The organism is Methanocalculus sp. (genome assembly GCF_029762515.1).
Lineage (GTDB): Archaea > Halobacteriota > Methanomicrobia > Methanomicrobiales > Methanocorpusculaceae > Methanocalculus.
Genome location: NZ_JARVGN010000288.1, coordinates 1 through 3075 on the forward strand (window position 1 = coordinate 1; position 3075 = coordinate 3075).

2 protein-coding genes are annotated in these 3075 nt (G+C 52.2%); both read left to right on the forward strand.

Features of this window, described 5'->3' with window-relative positions; translation table 11 throughout:
* Positions 1 to 660: lactate dehydrogenase (locus QCH34_RS09750; protein ID WP_300333461.1), on the forward strand; the 660-nt coding region annotated here is incomplete at its 5' end.
* Positions 653 to 3058, forward strand: coding sequence for a DNA-directed DNA polymerase (locus QCH34_RS09755; RefSeq protein WP_300333464.1), 2406 nt, complete (start codon positions 653 to 655; stop codon positions 3056 to 3058). The genes QCH34_RS09750 and QCH34_RS09755, both read left to right, overlap by 8 nt.
* The last annotated feature ends 17 nt before the right edge of the window (positions 3059 to 3075 follow it).

A 3075-nucleotide genomic window follows, 5' to 3' on the forward strand; every position in this document is an offset into this window, starting at 1 on the left:
TTTGCAGCGGGATCGCCCAGAAATCCCTCGATTAAGACGAGAGCGGACCTCTTCGATGCAAACCTCCCTGTTGCTGAGGCATGTATACAGCATCTTGGAGGATTTGGAGGGAAACTGATTATTGTCTCAAACCCGATGGATGTTTTCTGCTACTATTTCCAGAAGAAGCTCGGGATGCCGCAGGATGACTGTATTGGTTTTGGCGGGCAACTCGATTCGCGGCGGTTTGAGGTAGCGCTCGGAAGCCGCGGGATTGGCGGGCCTGCGTTTGTGATGGGAGAGCATGGCGAACATCAGGTACCCATCTTCTCTCATCTGGGCAGGGAGATGCCACTTCCAGAGCGGGAGGAGATCCTCGCAGAGCTAAGGGGCGCAAGCATGGAAGTTATCTCAGGCAAGGGCGGAACCGCATTTGGACCGGCTTCACACATCATCGATCTTGTACGGATGCTGAAGGGTGAGAAGAGTGAGATAATAACCGCTGCACTCTCCCTTGATGGTGAATACGGGTATTCCAACTGTGCAATGGGAGTTCCGGTTCGTGTCTCTTCGAATGGTGCAAAAGTGATCCCTGACTGGCCGATTGATAGATGGGAGAGGGAACAGCTTGATGAAGCCGGAGCATTCCTGGAGTCCCTCTGCCGGAGGCTTGATGTCTGATCTTGAGATAGCAGTCATCCAGGTTGAGTACAGCAATGCCCCGGGCGGCCCCCTGATCCATATCTTCGGGCGAAAGAGGGATGGATCTGCCGTGGCGGTGGATGTTACCGGGTTCCGGCCATATTTCTATGTCGCGGCAGGTGAGGCGGCACGGGAGAACCACCCTGACACCATTGAAGTCTCGGATATCCGGTCAAAAACAATCAAGGGCGAAGAGGTTGTCCGGCTCTATACGAGGCGGCCGGGAGATGTCCGTGATGTCCGTGAACGCTATCACCATTTCGAGGCTGACATACCCTTTGCCACACGGTTCATGATCGACTGCAATGTGACAGGCGGGGTGAGGGTGCCGGGAACAACTGTCGAGTATACCGGGGTTCTTCCCGCCGATGTTGATGCGCCTGCCCGCGTCTGTTTCCTTGATATCGAATGCGATGATTCCGAAGGCTTTCCTGAGCCGGAAAAGCAGCCGATCTTCTGTATCACCTGCTATGACTCCTTTGATTCCCGGTACACGACCTTCCTCCTGAGATCACCTGATGCGAAGACATCACCAGAGGGGGAAGTACAAAACGGCGGGTACGCAAACGGCTGCTTCTCTGATGCGATGCATACAATATGCTCCTATCCTGACGAGAGAGCGATGCTCAATGCCTTTACTGCACATATCAGGGACACAAACCCGGATATCATCAGCGGTTGGAATATCCTTGACTTTGATATCGCCTATATTACACGGAGGATGGCAACACTCGGGCTGAACCAAACCGATCTCTCCCGGCTGCCGGGCCAGACCGACCGGAATGCGATCCGCGGCCGTGTTGTCTTCGATCTCCTGACTGCATACAAAAAGATGCAGGGGTCACAGAAGGAGTCATACAGGCTTGATGCAATTGCAGAGGATGAACTCGGAGAACGGAAAGTCAGGTACACCGGAACAGTCTTTGATCTCTGGAAGATGGATCCGGTGAAGCTGATCGAGTACAATTACAAGGATGTGGAACTCTGTGTCGGGATCGATGCAAAGAACACGATTGTCCGGTTCTATCAGGAGATTGCACGCTATGTCGGATGCCCGCTCGATCGAACCCTGAACTCATCAAATGTCATTGATATCTATATCCTGAGAAAAGCATCAGGCACATTTGTCCTGCCCTCGAAGGGGAATGCAGCAGGGGATGAGTTTGAAGGGGCAACCGTCTTTGAACCGGCAACAGGAGTCCGGGAGAATGTGGTGGTGCTGGATCTGAAATCCCTCTACCCGATGGCGATGATGACACTGAATGCCTCCCCTGAGACGAAAGATCCGGCCGGTGAGATCAAGGCTCCAAATGGGATCCGGTTCAGACGATCTCCTGACGGACTTACCCGGAGCATCATATCGGAACTGCTCACCGAGCGGGATGAGAAGAAGCGTATCAGGAACACCTTTGAATATGGATCTGATGAGTACATCCTCTACGATCTCCAGCAGAATGTCCTGAAGGTGATCATGAACACCTACTATGGTGTATCAGGGTATTCCCGGTTCCGGCTCTATGATCGGGAGATCGGATCTGCGGTCACCTCTGTCGGACGGGCGATCATCCAGCATACACGGGATATCATTGACCAGAAAGGATACTTTGTGTTGTATGGGGATACTGATTCCTGTTTTGTCGAACTGCCGCCAACTGATCTGGAACAAACCATACTGATCGCCCGTGAGATCGAAGAAGAGCTCAATAAGAGTTTCCGTGCCTTTTCAGAGGATGTGCTGAATGCAGATACGCATTACTTCTCTATAAAGTTCGAGAAAGTCTATCGCCGGTTCTTCCAGGCAGGCAGGAAGAAGCGATATGCCGGACATCTCATCTGGAAGGAAGGGGCAACGGTTGACCAAATCGATATCGTCGGCTTTGAGATGCGGAGATCTGATTCGCCCCAGATTACAAAGGTCGTCCAGAAGACCGTGATGGAGATGATCCTCCAGGGTGCCGGGTTCGATTGCGTGAAGGAGTACCTCGGAGAGGTGATCAGGCATTATCGTGGCGGCCGCTGCTCGCTTGAGGATGCAGGGATTCCCGGCGGCATCGGCAAACATCTTCAGGATTATGATACAAAAGACGCACATATCAGGGGTGCAATCTACTCAAATACCTACCTGAAGACAGATTTTAAGAAAGGCAGCAAGCCAAAGCGTGTCTATATTAAAAATGTCACAAGCACCTACCCAAAGACCGATGTCATCTGTTTTGAATATCCTGATCAGGTGCCGCCGGAGTTTGTCATCGACTGGGAGACGATGCTTGAGAAGACAGTGAAAGGGCCGATTTCTCGAATTCTTGAAGGTCTTGGATGGGACTGGGATGAGATTGATCCCCGGAACACAACACTTGCGATGTTTGGGATCTCATAATCTCCGCCGCCGGAGTG

Bases quoted from the DNA above. Each gene is read 5' to 3' on its own strand.
- QCH34_RS09755 (WP_300333464.1), top strand. From the start codon at position 653: ATGTCTGATCTTGAGATAGCAGTCATCCAGGTTGAGTACAGCAATGCC.